At 46.9% G+C, this 19778-nt stretch carries 12 protein-coding genes; 3 read left to right on the forward strand and 9 right to left on the reverse strand.

Annotation, left to right across the window (positions count from 1 at the left end; genetic code table 11):
• Positions 1-13 precede the first annotated feature (13 nt).
• The gene (locus QUB51_RS15035; protein ID WP_333262266.1) at positions 14-1630 is read right to left on the reverse strand and encodes a HAMP domain-containing sensor histidine kinase; all 1617 of its coding nucleotides are present in this window, start codon (positions 1628-1630) and stop codon (positions 14-16) included.
• Between the two features lie 406 nt (positions 1631-2036).
• Between QUB51_RS15035 and QUB51_RS15040 the strand changes: the two genes are divergently transcribed.
• The gene (locus QUB51_RS15040) at positions 2037-3443 is read left to right on the forward strand and encodes a TldD/PmbA family protein (RefSeq protein WP_333053209.1); all 1407 of its coding nucleotides are present in this window, start codon (positions 2037-2039) and stop codon (positions 3441-3443) included.
• A 309-nt stretch (positions 3444-3752) separates the two neighbouring features.
• Here QUB51_RS15040 and patX read toward each other — a convergent pair whose 3' ends face one another.
• Complete coding sequence (gene patX, locus QUB51_RS15045) at positions 3753-3956, reverse strand: heterocyst-inhibiting protein PatX (RefSeq protein WP_333208308.1); 204 nt, start codon at positions 3954-3956, stop codon at positions 3753-3755.
• A gap of 970 nt (positions 3957-4926) precedes the next feature.
• Positions 4927-5658, reverse strand: a complete 732-nt coding sequence (gene coaE, locus QUB51_RS15050; RefSeq protein ID WP_333262289.1) for a dephospho-CoA kinase — start codon at positions 5656-5658, stop codon at positions 4927-4929.
• A 206-nt stretch (positions 5659-5864) separates the two neighbouring features.
• Between coaE and QUB51_RS15055 the strand changes: the two genes are divergently transcribed.
• Positions 5865-11012, forward strand: coding sequence for a CHAT domain-containing protein (locus QUB51_RS15055; protein WP_333208306.1), 5148 nt, complete (start codon positions 5865-5867; stop codon positions 11010-11012).
• A 100-nt stretch (positions 11013-11112) separates the two neighbouring features.
• On the opposite strand, the gene QUB51_RS15060 is transcribed toward QUB51_RS15055, so the two are convergent.
• The 6 genes from QUB51_RS15060 to cobA form a co-directional block, all read right to left on the reverse strand.
• Positions 11113-11745, reverse strand: a complete 633-nt coding sequence (locus tag QUB51_RS15060; protein WP_333262261.1) for a restriction endonuclease subunit R — start codon at positions 11743-11745, stop codon at positions 11113-11115.
• A gap of 200 nt (positions 11746-11945) precedes the next feature.
• Positions 11946-12524 (reverse strand): Uma2 family endonuclease, encoded by a 579-nt coding sequence (locus QUB51_RS15065; RefSeq protein ID WP_333053204.1) that lies wholly within the window; start codon positions 12522-12524, stop codon positions 11946-11948.
• Between the two features lie 87 nt (positions 12525-12611).
• The gene (locus QUB51_RS15070; protein WP_333053203.1) at positions 12612-13802 is read right to left on the reverse strand and encodes a tetratricopeptide repeat-containing serine protease family protein; all 1191 of its coding nucleotides are present in this window, start codon (positions 13800-13802) and stop codon (positions 12612-12614) included.
• Positions 13803-14032: 230 nt separating this feature from the next.
• Positions 14033-14425, reverse strand: coding sequence for a type II toxin-antitoxin system death-on-curing family toxin (locus tag QUB51_RS15075; RefSeq protein WP_333053202.1), 393 nt, complete (start codon positions 14423-14425; stop codon positions 14033-14035).
• A complete protein-coding gene (locus QUB51_RS15080) occupies positions 14412-14603 on the reverse strand; it encodes a DUF2281 domain-containing protein (protein WP_333053201.1) in 192 nt (63 codons plus the stop codon). Before QUB51_RS15080 ends, QUB51_RS15075 begins: the two co-directional genes overlap by 14 nt.
• 32 nt (positions 14604-14635) lie before the next feature.
• Positions 14636-16222: a uroporphyrinogen-III C-methyltransferase gene (cobA, locus tag QUB51_RS15085; protein ID WP_333262253.1), complete on the reverse strand. Its 1587-nt coding sequence runs from the start codon at positions 16220-16222 to the stop codon at positions 14636-14638.
• Between the two features lie 189 nt (positions 16223-16411).
• On the opposite strand from cobA, the gene QUB51_RS15090 reads away from it, so the two are divergent.
• Complete coding sequence (locus QUB51_RS15090) at positions 16412-19627, forward strand: glycosyltransferase (protein ID WP_333262250.1); 3216 nt, start codon at positions 16412-16414, stop codon at positions 19625-19627.
• Positions 19628-19778 lie beyond the last annotated feature (151 nt).

Consider the following 19778-nt stretch of genomic DNA (forward strand, 5'->3'; position numbering starts at 1 on the left):
TAATGACTAAGCACTATTGCAGCGGCAAAAATACCGTCATCACCTCACCCTTTTGGGGCCGCTGGCGAATTACCAACTTCCCGCCAGCAGCCCGAAATAAATTCTTAGTCACGCTCAAATTTAAACTCAAACTTCCCGTCTCCGGCTGCACCATCAACAAAGGCCCGATCGAGCGCAAAGGAGCATTCGCCGCTTCTGCAAAAGTCGATGCGACATTACCTTCAGGTAAGTGTTCCGATTCCAACTGCAACTTTAACTGATCGCCCGCCAATGTCACCTCCACCTGAATGCGACTCCCCGAAGGCAAAGTTCGAGTAAAATTCTCAATCAAATTAGTTAAAACCTGATCCAGCATCGTCGGATCGCTGACTACCGCCGGCAACTTTTTCGGCACAATAACTTCCAAAGTGTGGTTTCGCACAGTCGCCTGTTTTTGCCAGCGGGGAATGCTATTTTGTAGCACTTCACCGAGGGACATTGCTGTTAGCTGCACGCCCGAATTTTTAGCTTGCGACATTTCCAATTCCACGGCGCGGAAAATTAAACCGAAGCGATCGATCTGAGCGGTACACTCAGCATCAATCATTTCCAAACGCTTGACCACCACTGGCTCAAGTTTGGGACGTTTCAGCAACAATCGAGTCAGCGTGCGAATAGTAGCCAAAGGAGTGCGGACTTCGTGGGCGATCGCCTGTAGCAATTCCACCTCTTTCGTAGCGAGAGGAATTGGAGATTGGCAGTTGATATCTGTAGCCGATAACTTGTGATGTCTATGGTTCAAACCATCATCACTTCTTTCATCCTTTATCCTGCCTGCTTCCTCTTTCCCAACCGGCAAATTATGCAACAGCAAGCGGCTGAACTGCATCACTGTTTGATAATTTGGCTCCACAGGCAAAAACTGCTGGAACAGCGCGTCTAATTTAGTAGAATTATTAGTTAATTTGCTAACTGGTAAATTGAAGCTACCGTCAGAATTGGCAAGCAAACATTCGCTTTCAGTCACCCTGCGCCGCAAAACTTCCCAAGCTTTGGCGACTACTTGCGGATCGAAAGAAAATAGAAAAGCCGGAATTCCCGCAGAATTTTCACCCAAAACCATCACCAGGCTAAAACTAGCAGTTAAAACCAAACAAAACTGCTCGTTGGCTAAGGGATCGCCACTTGCCAAAGCCAAAGCCGGGGCCGTCGCAGGTACTGAGGTTTGCACATCAGCCGCCGGCATTAAAGCTAAAGTTTGTCTGGCCCGAAAAGACCACAAAGCTGCATCGTTGTCGGGAATACTGGTAAAAATCCAATTGGCAAAGCCGTTGGCCAAAGCGGGGTGAGTCAAAACCGAAGATGGGCCCGACAACACCAATCCCTGACAGGAATTGGAGATTGTCGATCGACCATTTGCTCGATCGGCATCTGTTTTTTGTCCTGCTTTTTGCCGATCGAGCATTTGATTCAAAGCTGCGATCGCCCCATACCATTCCTGTTCAGCTTTCAGCCGAGAAGCCCCACGGCTTGCAGGACACCGATGGCGGTTGTTTCCTCCCGCCAACTTAGCATCAAAGAGACTCAGGTCATTTTCTTGGCCTTCGGAGGCTAAAATTTCGCTTATTGTCGGTAAAAAGTAAGTATTCATAGTAGTTATAAACCCACCTTCGGAGGCATGAAGGGTGAAGTATTTATGTATAGGAAAGTTCAGGAGTTAGGAGTCAGTCGATTTTAGATTTTAGATTTTAGATTTTAGATTTACCCCACAGATGCAATCTGGGAGATTGAACTTTGGTCTAAAATTTTTATCTTTCCACGACAGGAGTACGTGGCACGGTATCCGTTTTTGGGCTGGGTCAAGCACCAGCACGATCGAAAAATCCCGCATAATTTCTTGCGCCTTCCTCCTAACTCACAGGATATCCACATTTGTCAACTAAGGATATTGGCAGAACCGTACCAATAAGTCGCAATCTCCGCGCTTGCGGCGGTATTTTGTACGATCGCCCTGACAACAGTGCAAAATGAAGTAAGTTAAACACCGTGCTTTCCTTATGCCCACCTCGATCGCCGACTCGAAAAATCTGCTGTCAGACTTAATGGCACGCTACCGCCACCAAGTCGATTATCTGGCAATTCGACTGGAAGAAGCCGAAGGCACCGACATCCTGCTGCGAGGCGAAAAAATTGAAACCCTCAGCGAAGGAGTCTCAATTGGCGGCCAAGTCAGAGCTTGCCACAAAGGTGGTTGGGGCTTTGCCAGTTTTAACAGACTTTCCACCCTCGCCGAAAGAATCGAAGAAGCCATCGCCGCGGCCAAACTGATCGGCGAAGAAGAAACGATCCTGGCGCCAGTTACGCCAGTACAAGACATTTGCTTGCTGCCGCTGACAGGAACAGACCCCCGTCTGGTTCCCCTAATTGACAAAAAGCAATTGTGCGATCGTTACGCGGCCATCCTCCGCAGCATTGACCCGCGCATCGCCACAATCTCCGTGCGCTACGGCGACAGCACCCAGCGGATCATCCTCGCCACCTCCGAAGGCACCATGCTCGAACAAGGTTGGGCAGACATGGAAATGCGCTTTGCCGCCACAGCCCGCAGCGGGGAAACCGTACAAACCGGCCGCGAAACCACCGGTTCCCGCAAAGCTTACGAAGACTTAACGGATCTCGATATTCAAGTTCGCAGCGCCGCCCAGAGAGCCGTAGATTCCCTAGCCTTACCCCCCGTCCAAGGCAACACCTACACCGTCGTCATCGACCCGATTTTGACCGGATTGTTTGTCCATGAAGCCTTCGGACACCTTTCCGAAGCCGACATGGCCTACGAAAATCCCGACATTTTGGAAATTATGACCCTCGGCCGCCAGTTCGGCCCAGAAAACTTGCAAATTTTCGACGGTGCATCGCCAGAGGGACACCGGGGCAGCTATTTCTACGACGACGAAGGCACTCCCGCGACTACTACTCAGTTAATTAAAGACGGCGCTTTAGTCGGGCGACTGCACTCGCGGGAAACGGCGGGCAAGTTGGGAGAAACGCCTACTGGCAATGCTCGCTGTTTGAATTATCATTATCCGCCGATCGTTCGCATGACGAATACTTGGATCGAACGGGGTGACACGCCAGTTGCTGACTTATTTTCTGGTATCAAAGAAGGAGTTTATGCGCGCAATTGGCAAGGCGGCATGACTAACGGCGAAATGTTTACTTTCAGTGCCGGCGAAGCTTGGATGATCCGCGACGGAAAATTAGACAATCCGGTGCGGGATGTTACTCTTTCGGGTAATGTTTTCAGCACTTTAGCCGATATTGAGGCGATCGGCGACGATTTCTACTGGGATGAATCCGGGGGCTGCGGCAAGGCAGGGCAAAGCGGTTTGCCCGTGGGCTGCGGCGGCCCGAGTTTGCGGATTCGCGATGTCGTTGTTGGTGGCGAAGCTGCGGAAGAAGATTAAATCTGCAAAAGTTTAAAAAAAAAGGTAAAGCGTAAGATTCCTACTCGCGCTTTACCTTTCTTTTTTTTTGAGTGCAACATTTCCCGCCCGTTGGTGGTGTCTGATATCTTGAGGACGCTTGGCCAAAAAATCGAAATAGCGAACAATTATGCCTTGACTCGTCAAATACTGCTGAAAAATCGGTTTTTTGCTACGCAGTACGTAAGTCCGCAATTAATGGCTCGAAATATTCAATTTTTCTCTTCTTATCCCAATTTTCTTTTCTCCCATTCTCCCCCTAATTCCCTGCAATTATCGCTTTTTTCGGCTTTATCTCCCGCTTCCTCGTTGTGGCGGCTTATTATCTGGCTCCTTATCGTAAAAGGTCTGAGAGTCGGCTATGGCGGTTAAAATTTCGGGAGCAGAGTTGTCTTGAGCAAAAAAGGTCGATCGAGTTTCTAAGCTTTGAGCATTAACTGCGCCAGCACTCAGTAACAGGCTTGACATCAGGATGGAAGAGTAAACGCGCATCATAAATTTTGGTGGGTGTATTTTCCCTTCTTGATACGCAGTCTGTACTCTGCTATCAGGATAAAAAAAATAATTGTGGTGAAATCATCAATTAGTAAGTGACGGCACCTGCAATTTTTTTGAATTTTGGTTAAAAGCGGGTTAAATCCCTCATCTAGCTCGCTTTTTCGCTGGTAATTTCTAGTTCTCTGCTAGTTGCGGGCAACCAGCAGAATTCAAGACCATGTTCACAAAAAAAATGCTACTCTTCTAGGCCCGTATTCCCAGCCCTCGTAGTTATAAATCATTCCCCAATCTAAAATCTAAAATATAAAATTTAAAAGGGTATCGCCCCTGGAATCCTTTTGAAACAGTCTTCCAAGAAAGAAACAAAAAGCGCCAATTGTAAAGTTTTACTACTTTTATGATTAACTTGATAATTTATTGAGTTGAAGTGGCAACCGGGGATTACAGACACAACAAGAGAGTACCCAGGCGCGCCATCAGGACGTTATACTAATTCTCAAAACTCATGCAACAGTAGCGCTCCGGGTGCGTCGCCACCTGCCAATCCTAAAAAAGAGCGACAATCTCCAAGCGACGAACCTTACCTGAAGCGTGAGCGTAAACAAACCAAAAACTCATAATTGTTGCAAGAGTTGGGAGAATTGGTATTACATATAAATATCTTGGTGAATGAGATTCCTTAAAGGAGGCAATGCCTAATTTTCACATTAACTTCATAAATGGTTGCTCTTGTATTTTTAAATAAATTGTGCATCTTTGATTTTTTCGGATCTTTTCTGATCTGGCTTTGTGACAAGAGCGGTGACGCGCCATTCTCAAGGAGGAGTCGAAAGCGGTTGAGGGAAAAAAGCCCCTTCGCAAAATCGTGGATTCAATCTCAAATCTCACATCTAAAATGGACTAACTGCCGCGCAGAAATTAAAAAAACCTGGTTTTAAAACTCATATCGCCGAGTCAATCTCAAATATCAAATCTCACAGCGACTGAGTTGCACATCTACCTGCTGGAATAGCGAGTCGAGGGTTGACGAGTTGTCCAAAACAACATCAGCTTGTTGACACTTTTGAGCTAGCGGCAACTGGGCGTTAATGCGGGCATTAGCTCGATCGTAACTTAAGCCATCTCGCTGCATTAGTCGTTCTAACTGCACTTCGGGTGAACAGTACACTACCCAAATTTCGGTACACAAGTCAGTCATGTTAGCTTCAAACAGCAGCGGCACTACCAAAACCAAAGTCAACGTGTCAGCCTTGGCACAGAAACCGGATTTTTTTTCCACAATACTTCGTTCTAGCTTTTGGTGAAACAAGCCGGTTTCTTGAGTCTTTGTACCTAAATCCTGTGTGTCTTGGGATACCAAACTCGATGCAGCAATGTAGCTTTGAGTTTCCTCAACTAATCGGCGGCGCACGTAAGGGTGAATCTGTTGTTCCAACCACTGCCGCTCGTCTGCGTTACAAAAAATAATACTTCCCAACTCTGGCCGATTTAAATTGCCGTCCGGGAGCAAAATACCCGCGCCGTATCGTTTTACAATAGAGTCAAGTATTGGCGAACCGGGGTTCACAGCTTCGCGGGCAAAAATATCGGCATCTAAAATCGGAAATCCACAGGCATCGGCCAGATAATTAGATATAGCGGTTTTACCGGTGGCGATGCCCCCAGTTAAACCGATCAGACGGACAATTCGATCGCTCATAATTTTCAGGCGTTTAAACGGAACTGTGTTTCGACACTTACTGTCAGTCTTTGCTATGTTGGTGACACAATCAAATTTAGACTTAAATTTTAAGATTTGCGATCGAGAGTTCGCGTTAGGAAGTGTCAGCATTGGGTGCGATCGACTCTTTTTTACCTAAAATCTCAATTTTAAACTCGAATTAAGGTCTAGACCGAGGCAAACTTATGAATGCTCAACGTGCTGTGCGGTCGATTTTGGCAGCAATTCCCATTGCTGGATTTTTGATATTAGATTTTTTCCCCAACCTGGTTTTCCTCAAAGAAAACAGCAACGGATGGGTACTCGTGGCAATTTATCCCCAATCTCAAATTGCTGCGGCACAATCTATTACTCCAGCCCCAGACGGCACCGGAACCAATGTCACCGCCCCACGTACAGCGTCGCCTCCTCGCTACGACATTCAGGGCGGCACTACCTCCAGAGACGGAGCAAATTTGTTCCACAGTTTTACTCGGTTCAATCTGAATTCGGGCGAAACTGCCAATTTCATCTCCAACCCAAGCGTTAAAAATATCCTCGGCCGTGTTGTCGGGGGCGATGCTTCCTTAATTAATGGTCTAATTCAAGTTAGTGGCGGCAATTCTAATTTGTTGCTGATGAATCCCGCAGGCATTATCTTCGGAACAAATGCCCGACTCGACGTGTCCGGGTCTTTTTTGGCTACCACCGCTAGCGGTATCGGTTTTGACGACGGTTGGTTCAACGGTACTGGGGCGAACGACTTCGCGGCCCTCGTCGGAACGCCCAATGCTTTTGCTTTTGGCCCACAGCCGGGGAGTATTGTCAATGCCGGTAACTTGGCTGTCGGCACCGGGCAAAATTTGACTTTGCTGGGCGGTACGGTCATCAGTACAGGACAACTTTCAGCCCCAGGCGGTCAAATTACTGTGGCGGCTGTTCCGGGCGAAAATCTGGTGCGGTTGAGTCAAAACGGACTTTTGCTGAGTTTAGAAGTTTCTCCGGCAGCAGCAGTGTCGGGTTCGGAAGCTGTTCCCTTCTCTGGGCTGAGTTTACCTCGGCTGCTCTCTGGCCCCGGCGTGGCTCACGCTACGGGTATAACTACGAACGCTCAAGGTGAAGTGGTGCTCACAGGCGGCCAAACAGTGCCTGCAGGGGCTGGAAATGCTCTGGTAGGGGGTGCTGCAGACGTGTCTGCCAGGGGGGGCGTCGGAGGAAGCGTCAACGTGTTGGGTGACAAGGTAGGGCTATTGGGAGCGAAGATTGAGGCTTCGGGCCCGGACGGTGGCGGAACGGTGCGGATCGGGGGAGATTACCGAGGCGAGGGAACTGTGCCGACTGCCGGGATGACTTACGTGGATGGCAAAAGTTCGATCGCAGCCAACGCAACTGAATCAGGCAACGGCGGCAGAGTTGTTGTCTGGGCTGACAACACAACAGCATTTTTGGGCAGCATCAGCGCCAATGGCGTTTCTGCAACGGGAACCGCAGGTGTTGGGGGGTTTGTGGAAGTTTCGGGTAAGCAAAGATTGATTTTTAACGGTACTGTTGATACCTCTGGGACAAACGGTTTGGGGACTTTGCTGTTAGATCCTGAAAATATTTTCATTACAGATTCCCCAGAAGCTGCGGGCGATGCGGAAATAATTGCTAACAATAATATTTTGGCAACAGGAACGCTACCAGGACAGGAAAACAATTCTGAGCCTTCGCTGACAATTTCGGCTAGAGCTTTGGAAAGTATGTCGGCGACTGCAAATGTGGTTCTCGAAGCGCTCAATGATATTACAATTGCTGATTTGGCGGACAATCAGTTGAGCTTTCAAGCAACTACTGGTTCGGTAACATTTAGAGCAGATGCGGATGGCAATGGTGCGGGTGCTTTTTCGATGAATGCGGCCGATACAATTAGCACGGCTGGCGGTGCTATAACCATTTCGGGAAGTCAAATTACAGCGGGCAATTTGTCAAGTAACGGCGGAAATATTAGTTTGATTAGTCCGGGTTCGACTGTTGCCAACAAGATTTCTTCATCCAATCCCAGCACTGGCAGCAGCGGAAATATTTTGCTCGAAGGCCTGAATGTAACGGCGCAAAAACTTGATGCCAGCGGCCCGGAAGCGACGGGAAATGTCACTGTGACGGCTCGAAATGTTCTGGGAGTGAGCTCGATCGCAGGGGGTTCGGGAAACATTACTTTGACTGGTAATGAAATTAATTTTAAAGGTGACAAAAATTCAGTCAGCGGTACTGGCTTTTTGGTACTGCAACCTTGGAGTCCTGGTCAAAATATTGCGATCGGCGGTTCTGGAGATGTCGGTACTAATATTTATTTGAATCTGACCGCAAACGACCTCGGAAGTTTGGAAAATGGGTTTGCTGGAATTACGATCGGGCGCAGCAACGGTATCGGTTCAATTCTGATTGCTAACGATTTCACATTTTACGATCCGCTAATTATTCAATCGCCAGCGGGTTTGGGGACAATCACTACTACAAGTTCCCTGACAGGGGCAGACAAGGCCTCAATTACTCTCAAAGCTGACGGCAATATCAGAACCGGAAATATCACTACCAACAATCAGGAAATTCGCATCGTCAGCACCGCAGGCAATGTCACAACCGGTCAGCTACTTACTGGAACTGCCCGCACCATCAACACTTCTGTCAATCCTCCCGAAGATATAGGCAATTCGGCGGGAGATGTGAGTGTTACTGCACAGGGTACGGTGACTGCTGGGGCGATCGACACGAGGGGCGATCGCGCGGGGAATGTGACGCTAACGGGGCGCAATGGAGTCACTGCAGGGGCGATCGAAGCTGGCGGCTCGCAAACACCGGGAAATATTACTTTAACTGGCAACGAAATTGACTTGACGGGTGACAAAAATTCGATCGCCAGCAACGGCAATCTGGTGCTGCAACCTGCCGATCCCAGTCAAAATATTATAATTCAAGGTTCTGGCGATACAGAAGCTCTGAACTTGACTGCTGCTGAATTGAACACTTTTCGGAATGGGTTTGCTTCGATGACGATCGGGCGCGCTGACGGTAGCGGTGCGATCTCGATTGGTTCTCCAACGCCAAATTCAACGCCAAATTCCACGCCAGTGGCGGTGACATTTCAAGATCCGATGACGATTCGCTCGCCGTTGGATACCGGCGCGATCGTGGGAACGGGTGCGATCGTCGGTACTGATAACGCCACGATCTCTCTGATGGGCGGTACTGTAGCCGTCGGAGACGTTACCTCGATTGCGGGGATTAATATCACTAGCACCCAAGGCAATTTGACTGCTGGTACGGTTTCATCTCGCTCAACTTCCGGGGTGGCGGGCCCTATCAATATTCGCAGCGCCGGTGCGGTAGAAACCGGCAATATCGATGCTTTTGGTGCCAGAAGCGGGGGAGATATTTCGATTGCTGCGCCGGGCCGGATCGTTACAGGGGTGATTAACTCGAGTTCGCAATCGGGAAGTGCCGGTTCGAGCCAAATTACTGGCCAGAAAGATGTTGAAGTTGTTTCGATCAAAGCTCGCGGCAATACCGGCGGCGATGTGGCGATCGAGGCTGGGGGAGCATTTCGGCCACCGGGAACAGGAACGGCTGCTGAACCCGCCCAGGTCAGCATTTCTACAGAAGGGCTGGCTCAATCGGGTTCACAGACGCTGCTGCAAAGCTCTTGCCCGTCGGGAACCTGCACGGCGGCGACTGTTGGGACTGGAAACTCGAAGTCGAATACTGCCACTTCCTCAACTGCGATCGGGCCGCTGGCGATCGTGCCGACTCCGGCACCAACTACCACTGTGGAACTGCAAACTACAGAGAATTCTCAACAAATTGTGACTCAGGTGAGTCTCGGCCCCCCAGTGTCTGCGCCAAAGCTCAGTAACGCAAATGTCTCGCCAGAACCTGCTGTTGCGTCTGTTGAGGCGCAGTCTAACCAGACTGCTGCCGGCCCGGTAGTGCGATCGCCGTCGGTGTTAAAAGACAATTTGCCCGCGCCTGCGGTGACAGAAAACGCCAGCGTGGCAAAAACTCCACAGAAGCCGGGGAGTGCGGTAACGTCAGAAGGTATCGGGAATGTGAGGGTTCCTGAGATTTCTCGATCGAACTCGATCGCGCAAATAAATCCGATCGACGCAGTGCAGCAAAGGGATAGAACTCAGGGGCGGGACTTTGAACGTTACTTTGGGGGCACTGTGACTGAAAAGTCAGTCACACAGCAAAGTATTCGAGATACTCTCAGCAGTGTCAATCAATTGACTGGGGTTAAACCCGCCATCCTTTACGTATGGGCAAAAGACAAACATTTAGAACTTGTGTTGTTGTTGCCAGACGGCAAAAATGTTTTTAAAAGTGTGCCGGCAAGCCGCGAGACAGTGCTCAAAGTTGCTAAAGAATTTACTAATGCTATCAGAAGTCCCAGGAGATTGAATGCTGTTGATTACAAGCAACCTGCCGAGGAACTTTACCAGTGGTTAATTGCACCGCTGCAACCGGAATTGGAGGCTAACAAGATTGACACTTTGGTGTTTTCGATGGATGCCGGTTTGCGAACTTTGCCTTTAGCTGCTCTTTACGACGGCAAGCAGTTTTTGGTAGAAAAGTACAGTTTGGGGCTGATTCCGAGTTTGAGTTTAACTGATACTCGCTATGCCGATGTTAAGGGTTCTGAAGTTTTAGCGATGGGTGCGTCGAATTTTCCCGCCAAATACGATCAAAATCCTTTGCCTGCGGTGCCGTTGGAAATATCGACAATTGTGGGCAAGATTTGGCCTGGTTCGTCTTTTCTTAATGAAGCTTTTACTTTGGCAAATTTGAAGCAGAAGCGCAATCAATCGCAATACAAAATTATTCATTTAGCTACTCACGGCGATTTTCAGCCTGGGGGGGCCCAAAATTCTTACATTCAGTTTTGGGATACTAAGTTGCGGTTGAATCAGTTGGATCAGTTGAAGTTATCTAACCCGCAGGTGGAGTTATTGGTTTTGAGTGCGTGTACTACGGCGGTGGGAGACGAACAAGCTGAGTTGGGGTTTGCGGGGTTGGCGGTGCACGCGGGGGTAAAATCGGCTTTGGCGAGTTTGTGGTATGTCAGCGATGTCGGTACTTTGGGGCTGATGACTGAGTTTTACCAGCAGTTGCGTACAGCGCCGATTAAGGCTGAGGCTTTGCGGCAAGCGCAGTTGGCGATGTTGCGGGGTGAAGTGCGGTTGCAAGATGGTTATTTGGTACGATCGGGCAACAATCAAGCTCTGCCTTTGCCGTCGGAGTTGGCCGCCAGGGGCGATCGAAATTTGTCGCATCCTTATTATTGGGCCGCTTTTACAATGATCGGTTCGCCGTGGTAATTCTGAAGATAGAAGGAAGAAGGAAGAAGGAAGAAGGAAGAGGGAAGAAGGAAGATTAATGCCTAATTCCCTGCGCGGGCCAATTCCCAATTGCCAATAACTACTGACTAATCACTAATTGAGTCAGCCGTTTGAGGATGCGGAGCACGTCATAAAGTTCGTTGCCGGGGTTCCGGGTGAGATACCCCTTAGATGTGCTATATCGAGGTGATTCTCCGTTAACTAATTTGACAAAGATGAAACTGCCGCCTGTAGCAATCATGCCGTAACTAGGTTTGTCCGGGTTGGGATTTGCCAGCATATAAGCTAAAATTTGCGCCAATCCCGCTTCGATCGAAAACGAAACGAGTTTCGATTCTATTACCATCAGCCACAACTGCTCTTTTAAAACTAAAGTGTCGATGCTGCCTTTGATGATAACCCCTTCATCTTCTTCGGAAAATTCGACGGATTTTTCTGGTTTAATGTAGAAAGGATGCAGATAAAACTCGCCTGCAAATAACAGCGGAGAGACAATTGACAAACTAATGGTTTTTTCCAGCATCGGCGGATACTCTAACAAGTTGAAGTAACCCGCTTTCATCTGATCTAGCTGTCGTTTTTGAAAGTCGGTAATTTCTGGTAACTCATCTTGCCATTCTCGGAAAAATTGGTCGTCTGTGACAAGTTGAAGGTCAAAAACTGTTTTTAATTCTTCTAATGTGACATTTTTAGCTTGAATTGTTTGAACCATAATTCGAGCCAGTTAATTTTATGAGTAATTACAATTTTATCAATTTCCAGCTAATATTATGTCCCCTCGAAAGATTATAACAAAATTGGTTTGTAATGAGGACTGAGAGTCCTAATCCAAATCGCTCGGACTGGCATTCCTCCCTAAGAAATGGTAAAGGTTATTTTACAGAAGATGATATAAGTCAAAATTAAATTCTGCTAATTCCAAATTTTTTGCAAATTGAGAACAAATCCCGGCAAAACATTTTCCCCAGAAAGAATGAGAGGAGATTGTAAAACTTCCACATCTTGACCGGGGCGATAAATTTCAACTTCCCGTTTTTTGCGGTTAATTAGCCAACCCAAACGGCAGCCATTTTCCATATATTCTTGCATTTTTTCCTGACTTTTTTTCAAACTGTCGCTGGGCGAGACTAATTCAATGACAAAATCGGGACAAAGCGGGATGAATTTTTCTCTTTGTTCGGGCGTCAAAGCTGACCAGCGGGATTTTTCTACCCAGGAGACATCAGGAGATCGATCGGCTTTGTTGGGCAGAGTAAATCCTGTGGAGGAATCAAACACTTCGCCGAGTTCGGTTTGTTCGTTCCACACATCCAATTGTGTAGTCAATTTGACATTGCGTTTCCCTGTTTCTCCTCCGGTTGGCGGCATGGCGATTAATTCTCCGTTGGCGTTGCGTTCGAGTTTCAAGTCAGGGTTTTCTTCGCACAGTTGATAAAACTGTTCTGAAGTTAGTTTAATCAGGGAGTTGAGGTTTAAGGTGATAGCAGTCATGGTTATTTACCTGCTGTTTGTATGAACGTGATTAAGAATTAAAAATGAATAATCCCATTTTTAATTCTTAATTCTTAACTTGTAAGTCTACTGCAATTGCTTGATTCTGTTGAGCGCGTCTTGATAGGCGCTGGTTCTGCCGCCTTGCTTGTAAAGTTCTGCTGCTTTTTGGAAGTCGGCAATTGCTTTCGGTTGGTCTTTGTTGTCCAGGTAAGCTAAAGCTCGGTTGTAGTAAGCGTCGGCAAAACCGGGATTGGCTTCGATCGCCAGGGTGTATGCTTGAATAGCATTGGAACCGCGTGTGGGTTCGAGTTGGGCTAAGCCGGCGGTGATGAAAGTGCGGGCATTACCGATATTAAAATACAATTCAGGGGTATATTTGGGCTTGAAAGCGAGTGCTCTGTTGAAATCCGCGATCGCCTCCCAAGCATCTCCTTGATCTAACAGCGAAAGTCCTCGAAAATAATAGGCTTGGGCGTCTTGGGGATTGGCGGTGGATACCGGGCCGATCGTTGCGGGAGTATTGTCTACTTTCAACTCGGATTTGTTTATTCCCGCCGCCACTAGCTTGGCGATAAATGTATTGATGGGAACTGCTGCGTTAAATCCGGTTTTAATTGGGGCGACTTCGCCGGAACTGGTTTGAGCAAAACCGAATTCCCCTTGTCCGTGTAAACCGATGACTCGGCCTTCGGAGTCAAAAACTGGGCCGCCACTCATGCCACTCCAAGTTACGGCCTGATACCGCAAAGTGTAACCTTCCGGGCGGTTGCTGGGGCGGCTGGTAACGAGTCCGGGAGAGAGTTCGGGTTCTCGTTCAGCGCCGAAAAGTCCGCCGGTAGCGGGATAGCCGTAAACGAAGATTTGAGTGCCGATGACGGCTTGATCGGAATCTGCGATCGTCGCGACTGGATATTCTTCGGGGCTTTCAAATTTGACTACGGCTAAATCCGGGTCAGTTTCGGCGGTTTGCAAACGGGTGACGGAGGTTGCTTGATAGTTTTTGCCTTTAGACGTGCGAACGGTGTATTTCACGTCTGCTTTTTCTACGACGTGGTTGACTGTTAAAACTGTGTAAGTTTTGCCTGTTTTGGCAATAATTACCCCAGAACCGTCTCCGAGAGCACTGTTAATTTGTACTGTCAGCGGCCCGGCAATGCTGGCGACTTCTTGGGGGGTTTTGGCGATCGCGGGCTGACTGATGACTATGGTTAAGGCTGCGGTAGTTCCTGCTAGCAGGGTGGTTAAGGTGTCGTAACGAGAAAAATTTATATTCATGGCTATTGCTAATTAGTAGCTGGGTAGCGGGATTTGGTGGAGGAAGGGCGATCGGCGGTTGGTGCTATTTTCTGTTTAGTTTTATTACTGGCTTGACGCAAGGGATCTCGGCTTTGTTCTTTAGTGATAACTTTACTCGCTTTTTTGTTCCGCGATTCGCTATTTCACTGTAGGGCGCTTATCGGCGCATCTTACTTAATCTCAATGTAGCGCACTGCCAAACTTACTTATTAAACCTCAACAATACATGACTCCAACTCGGTGGTTAGTTCTTCCTTAGTCATCGTTCCCCGCGCGACTCGCATGACTAAATCATATACTTCATCGTCGGTCAAATTCAAAGCGCCACCATTCAAACGCAAAAAGGTATCTGTCACTGCAAAAGCCGATCGTTTATTGCCGTCAATAAAGGGATGATTCATCGCTATGTGATAGAGATAGGCGGCAGCTTGTTCGCTAATCGTTGAATGCAAAAATTGACCGCCAAAAGTTGCTTGCGGTTGAGCCAAAGCCGACTCTAACAAACCTTCATCTCTAACGCCGGGAGTGCCGCCAAACCTCTCTATCTGTCTGGCGTGGATACTTAAAACCATACTTTTGCTGACAAAATTAGGAGTTGGCAAGGCGACGGTAAACCTCCTTTCTTTCGTGTTCGGAATTTAGATATGCCTGCCATGCTTTGGCTTCTAGTTTTTGTTGTTCTTCTTCAGTCTTTAAGGAACGGACAAATTCAAGCACTTTCAGCAGCACGGGTTCTGGTACTTGGTCTAGTTCTTGAAGAAGTTGGTCTTTTGCGGTCATGTTTCTTTCCTCCTAATGATCGTACAACTATTTTACAACCTCGCTTGTGCCCATTGGACGATCGCCTCAGTCAATCCGTCTAAGGTATATTCTTTGGCTTCCACATCTAACTTACCCAATAAATTCTGACAGCTTTTGGAAGTTTCCGGCCCGATGGATGCGATGCAAACGTTTTCCAACCAATCCTTAGACAGGGATAATTCTGGGCTTTTTTCGAGGAGATTGCAAAAGTTATGCACGGTTTTGGAACTGGCAAAGGTTATGATATTTACGGCTTGGTTTTGGAGTGCGGATAGGGCGATCGGATCGATAGTTTCGGGACAGCAAGATTGGTAAGCTGGCACTTCTATTACTTGCGCTCCTTTGGCGGTGAATTCTTTAACTAAAACTTCTCTGCCGCCGCTTTCTACTCTCGGAAATAGGATTTTGCAGTTTGTAGGGGCGGTGCCCCCGTGCCCGCCCTGCCAGGGGAAGTTCTCGACTAGGGAATCGGCGACAAAGTTGGGGGGAATAAAGTCGGGTTGTAGAGAGTGCGATCGCAAACTTTCTGCTGTTTTTTTCCCGACAACTGCGATTTTAATACCAAACAAGCTGCGGGCGTCTTTGCCTTTTGCTTGTAATCTTTGAAAAAAGCAGTCTACAGCGTTGTGGGAAGTGAGAATTAACCAGTGAAAGCTTGACAATTGTGCGATCGCACTGTCTAATGGTTCCCAAGTGGACGGGGGCCCAATTACCAAGGCGGGCATTTCGATCGCGCGGGCTCCTTGTTGCTGGAGTCGATCGCTAAATTCAGCAGACTGAGAAACCGATCGCGTGACTAAAATGGTTTTTCCTGCTAGCGGCAATTGGCTGTTATTAATGGTGACTGGTGTATCGATCATATTTGTGCTTTCTGGCTGGATTAAATATTCGCGCAATCTAACTACTTCCCCAATTACGATTACGCAAGGCGACAGAGATTGACCTGCTGTTTGCTGTACAATGTTGAAGAGAGTGCCTAGCCAAATTTGCTGTTCGGGGCGGCCGCAATTTCGGATAATGGCGATCGGAGTTTCGGGCGATCGTCCGTGCTTTTGCAATTGCCAAATTATCTCGCTTAAATTGCGCCCTCCCATCAATATTACCAAAGTTTCTATCTGCACTAATGCTTCCCATTCCAAAGCATCCGGTTCGTGGGCGCTCATCACTGCAAAACAGCGACTCATTACCGGATCTGTGAGGGGAATTCCTGCTAGTAAAGGTGCGGCTAAGGCGGAGGATATTCCGGGTATTACTTCAAAGTCGCAGCCCGCTGTAATTAATGCTTGAATTTCCGAACTAGAACGACCAAAAATAAACGGATCGCCACTTTTTAAGCGGATCACTTGTTTTCCAAGTTGGCAATGTTCTACCAGCAAACGGTTAATTTCTTCCTGCTGGGTGGAAGGTTTGCCTCCGCGTTTCCCGACTTCGATTTTCCGACAAGTTACTGGGATTAATTCGAGTTGCGGGATGTCGATGAGGGCATCGTAGATTAAGACTTCGGCCTGGGATAGCAGTTTGTGCGATCGCACTGTCATCAAGTTACAATCTCCGGGCCCCGCACCGACTAGATAAACTTTCCCTTTATGGTTTTTCACAATTCCTCCTCGATCGTCTCGATAGTATAGTTTTATGAATATTGCGGTGCTGCGGCGCACCCTACCCTACTCTATAATTTAATCAGACTTTTCAAGCAGCCTGTAGGGGCGGGTTCACCCCTTCCCCTCAACGGTGCAAACAGGTTAAATAAACCCGCCCCACCCAACGAGATGCACCCGTTACTATTTATGCAGATTATCATCATCACGGCCGCCGATGCAAATTACTTTGAATTGGTGCAAGGTACTATTTTATCGGTGCGGGAAAAACCAGAGGGTGAAAATGTGGCGATCGGCTTTTTCGATCTCGGCTGCACTCCCGAACAGTTGCAGTGGCTAGAAAGGCAAGTAACTTTTATTAAAAAACCGGACTGGGATTTTGATTTTCCCGGTAGAAATGAATCTCCAGAACATTTAAAAGGACTATTAGTTAGACCTTGTTTGCGAAAATACTTTCCCAATTTTGATATATACCTTTGGATAGATGCAGATGCTTGGGTTCAAGACTGGAGAGCAATTAATTTGTTGGTTGAAGGAGCATCGCGCCGGGGGCTGGCAATTGTTCCCGAAGTTCACAGGGCAAGCTTGCAGCAGTACGGGCAACTTCCTCAGTTTTGGCCGTGGGTTTATCAACAATATGAAGCTAACTTTGGTGAAGAAATTGCTAATAAATTCTACACTTATCCGATATTAAATGCCGGAGTTTTCGCACTCCGACAAGATGCTTTGCACTGGGAAATCTGGGCAGAAAAAATCAATCAAGGATTGCAAAGATCCGGCTGTGTCATGACAGATCAATTTGCCCTCAACCTCGCTGTTTACAGTGGCGAATTGTTCAATCTCACTGAAATGCTCCCAGCTTGGTGCAATTGGATATTCAACGGTTTTCCGGTTTGGGACAAGCAGCGAGGCTGTTTTGTGGAGCCGTACTTGCCGCAGGAGGCGATCGGCATTTTGCATTTAGCTGGCCGCCAGCAGTTTGACCGAGTACAATTGATGGCAACTGACGGCGATATACTGGAAATTAGCGTCCGTTACCAACCTAAAAAACAGGAAGCAGTCCAAATATTTCAAAAACCCAAAATGACTTACCAACAACCGGAAATTAGCAAAAATAATTTATTACATCCAGGGGATTATGTCTCGCCAGGGTTCCAAATAATTATACCTGACTCCTATTTCCCCAATATGATTATTGCCGATCCAAATACGAGTAACTGGCCTTATTTGCGCCGGGAAGTTCCGCATAATTGGTATGCAGACAAGCGCTATCCATTTATCGGGTTTTTGAATCGCGACGAAGCACATATTCTTTACAATACTGCTTTGCAATTCAAGGGTAAAAAAGCATTAGAAATAGGTTGCTGGCTGGGTTGGTCTGCTTGTCACATAGCCCTCGCAGGAGTTGAGTTAGATGTCGTCGATCCGCTGTTAGAAAGAGAAGATATCAGACAAAGTGTAATCGATTCAATTCAAAGTGCTCTAAATGCGTCGGGCGTTCAAACATCAGTCGAGCTAATACCGGGCTATAGCCCCCAACGAGTAGAAGAATATTCCGCTCAATTCAACCGCAAATGGTCGTTAATTTTTATTGACGGAGAACACGGAGGTGATGGGCCGTTAAATGATGCCATTGCGTGTGAAAAATTGGCGGAGGAAGATGCAATAATTTTATTTCACGATTTAACCGCTCCCGATGTTGCTCAAGGTTTAGATTACTTGAAGCAAAGGGGATGGCAAACGGTAGTATATCAAACAATGCAAATTATGGGTGCTGCTTGGCGGGGCAATGTCGAGCCAGTAAAACATCAACCAGACCCCAAGATTTCCTGGCAGTTGCCAGCACATTTGCACGGCTACAATATTAGCAGTTTAGAGACAATTAATTCTCCAACAGGCAGCCAAACCCATCAAAACCAACAGTCATCTTATACAAGAGATTTTTACCAATTAATCGGAGAAGGAACTCGCACTTCTGCTAGAGAAATTATTCCCCTGCTGTTAGACTTGCTGCAACCGATTTTACCTAAAAGTGTAGTGGATGTGGGCTGCGGTACGGGAAGCTGGTTAGCTGCGTTTCAGAAGTTGGGAATTGCTGATTGTTTGGGAATAGATGGCGATTATGTCGATCGCACTATTTTACAAATTCCTTTAAATCAGTTTCAATCCGCCGATTTAAAGCAACCGCTGCAAATAAACAGAAAGTTTGACTTAGCAATTTCTCTGGAAGTTGCCGAACATTTGCCCGCTACCTGTGCCGAAAACTTTGTTAATTCTCTCACTCAACTAGCACCAGTGATTCTGTTTTCGGCTGCGATACCATTTCAAGGAGGCGTCGAACACGTTAACGAACAGTGGCCAGAATATTGGGTTTATTACTTTCAGAAAAAGGGCTATGCAGTCATTGATTGCTTGAGAAAAAAAATATGGAACAATGACAAAGTAGAGCCTTGGTACGCTCAGAATATCTTGATTTTTGTTAAACAAGAATACTTGCCGGGATATCCGAGGTTAGTAAATGAGTATCAAAATACCGAGCTGAATCAATTAGCGATCGTCCATCCCAAGATTTATTTTTACAGCTTGCAAGCTGCTAGAAATTCGGCACAGAATTTACAATCAGAAAGTGTCAAACAAGTTTCAGCATCGCCACAATTGGCAGATCGACCTTTAATATCTGTGATTATTCCCTGTTACAATCAAGCTCATTTTTTGTCGCAAGCAGTAACTAGCGTTATCAATCAAACTTACAAAAATTGGGAAATAATCATTGTTAATGATGGCAGCTTAGATACTACTAGCACAGCCGCCAAAAATTTGATAGCAACAAATCCCCAGCATCAAATTAGGCTAATAGAACAAGCTAATCAAGGGATATCAAGGGCTAGAAATACTGGCATATCGGCAGCAAACGGCGAATACATAATTCCCTTAGATGCCGATGATATTTTAGATCCCAATGCCTTGATTTGTCTTTTAGAAATATGTCTAAAATCCAAAGTACCTTGCATAGCATTTGGTTCTTATCAACTGTTTGGCAATGAAAAGCGCACCGTACCCAGTTACGATTTGTATTCGCCGGAAAATATCAAGCAATCTAATATGATTCACCCGTCTTCATTGTATCACAAATCAGTTTGGAATTTGGTCAACGGTTACAAAGCAGAGATGAAAGAAGGTTATGAGGATTGGGAATTTTGGGTTAATTGTCACAAACATAGCATTCCTTTTTTTGGAACGAGAGAAATAGTTCTTAATTATCGTCAGGTTCATGGTTCTAGAAATGAAAAAGCTCAACAATATCATCACAAATTAGTAGCACAAATTGTTTGTTACAACCGGGAACTTTACGATATGGAAAGCGTGAATAATGCTGAAAAGCTATTGGAACTAATCGCAAGTTAATCTTGATATCATGTCCTGTCGATTACCCTGATTCCTGTAGGGGCGGGTTCACCAATAATATTTGCCAAAAACGGACAATCTCACAAACCCGCCCCGGCAATTGTATTATGGGCGATCGATCGGACATGATATGATTCTTTATTATTGAGTC

The sequence above is a fragment of the Microcoleus sp. AT8-A3 genome, from assembly GCF_036705675.1.
GTDB lineage: Bacteria > Cyanobacteriota > Cyanobacteriia > Cyanobacteriales > Microcoleaceae > Microcoleus.

What these genes read in the sequence shown, in the direction of transcription:
- patX (WP_333208308.1), bottom strand. Translation starts at nt 3,956, where the DNA reads ATGATGCGCGTTTACTCTTCCATCCTGATGTCAAGCCTGTTACTGAGT.
- QUB51_RS15065 (WP_333053204.1), bottom strand. Translation starts at nt 12,524, where the DNA reads ATGACTGCTATCACCTTAAACCTCAACTCCCTGATTAAACTAACTTCA.
- QUB51_RS15055 (WP_333208306.1), top strand. Translation starts at nt 5,865, where the DNA reads ATGAATGCTCAACGTGCTGTGCGGTCGATTTTGGCAGCAATTCCCATT.
- QUB51_RS15070 (WP_333053203.1), bottom strand. Translation starts at nt 13,802, where the DNA reads ATGAATATAAATTTTTCTCGTTACGACACCTTAACCACCCTGCTAGCA.
- QUB51_RS15060 (WP_333262261.1), bottom strand. Translation starts at nt 11,745, where the DNA reads ATGGTTCAAACAATTCAAGCTAAAAATGTCACATTAGAAGAATTAAAA.
- QUB51_RS15090 (WP_333262250.1), top strand. Translation starts at nt 16,412, where the DNA reads ATGCAGATTATCATCATCACGGCCGCCGATGCAAATTACTTTGAATTG.
- QUB51_RS15035 (WP_333262266.1), bottom strand. Translation starts at nt 1,630, where the DNA reads ATGAATACTTACTTTTTACCGACAATAAGCGAAATTTTAGCCTCCGAA.
- QUB51_RS15040 (WP_333053209.1), top strand. Translation starts at nt 2,037, where the DNA reads ATGCCCACCTCGATCGCCGACTCGAAAAATCTGCTGTCAGACTTAATG.
- coaE (WP_333262289.1), bottom strand. Translation starts at nt 5,658, where the DNA reads ATGAGCGATCGAATTGTCCGTCTGATCGGTTTAACTGGGGGCATCGCC.
- QUB51_RS15080 (WP_333053201.1), bottom strand. Translation starts at nt 14,603, where the DNA reads ATGACCGCAAAAGACCAACTTCTTCAAGAACTAGACCAAGTACCAGAA.